The following is a 1,025-nucleotide window of genomic DNA, read 5'->3' on the forward strand; positions in this document are numbered from 1 at the left end:
CGAAGTCCTTCACCGTGGTATTCTCGTCGATGGCGAGACCTCCGAGGTTGATGCTGGTCACCGCCTTGTCGCCAGTACCCTTCACCGAGATAGAGGGCAGCGTGCCTTGGGTGATCTGATAGGGAGCAGCGATGCATGCGCCGCCATCCGATTCAGCCTTGGTGAGATAGACAGGAGCAGCCACGCTGTTCGCACGGACGAACATGTTGTAGTCGGTGTGGTACTGCGCTTTCCTCTCGAAGGCATTTTTAAGCAGCGGAACGAGTCCTGCATACATGCGGACGATGTTCACCCATTTCATGCGCTGACGCTGTTGTCCCTTGGTGCGGGTGTTGCGTACCTTGGTCACTTTCTCCGATACTACGGTACGTCCATTGACAGTCTTGAAAGTCAACTGACCGGCCGATCCACTCATTTTTTTGATAAGTCCATTTAGAATAGCCATTTTGTTTTCCCCCGTTTGTTAGACCAGTGGGGGTTCTGGGGAATAGTTAGTTAATAAGTTAGTGAGCACTCATTCCCACATCGTCGGTTTCTCCTTTTCAGTTCCCATGTTCCTCCCATTTTGTCCCATCGTTGTCCGCCTAATTTTGGGATTTAGTGCGGATTCACTGGTGACTTACTGAGGAGTTGCCCACGTCTGTGTGCGGACGGAATGTTCTGTGCGATGAGTGATTCTCTCTTGAACCACGGTGCGTGCAAAGGTATGAAGAAAAACAATCGGTTGTTCCACTTGTCGCCAACTTGTGAGGAAATGTCCCAACTTGTTGCATTTACTTGTGTATCAATATGTTACAAAGCAAAATTTTGGAGTGTAAATCTTGGCGGTTATTGTATATTGCTGAATATAAGGAAGATAGGTGGAACACTATACTTTTATTGGCTTGAAACTGTGGTAGGATCATGGGTGAGAATTAGACGCTGTAAAGAAAAGAGCCGAAAACGGTATTTTTCAGTGAAACGCAAAAATGGCGTTACAGCGTTACAATATAACAATATAACAGTTTTGAAAAACCAAAATCTAT

The 1,025-nt window shown here is 46.5% G+C and carries 2 protein-coding genes; one reads left to right on the plus strand and one right to left on the minus strand.

Annotation, left to right across the window (positions count from 1 at the left end; translation table 11 throughout):
* Window positions 1-445, minus strand: a 445-nt coding sequence (locus tag CIK89_RS05680; RefSeq protein ID WP_144007343.1) for a hypothetical protein, incomplete at its 3' end; no start/stop codon positions are given.
* A gap of 261 nt (window positions 446-706) precedes the next feature.
* Between CIK89_RS05680 and CIK89_RS13715 the strand changes: the two genes are divergently transcribed.
* Window positions 707-1,025, plus strand: a 319-nt coding sequence (locus CIK89_RS13715) for a hypothetical protein (RefSeq protein ID WP_216820464.1), incomplete at its 3' end; no start/stop codon positions are given.

It is taken from the genome of Prevotella sp. P4-119 (assembly GCF_002251345.1).
Lineage (GTDB): Bacteria > Bacteroidota > Bacteroidia > Bacteroidales > Bacteroidaceae > Prevotella.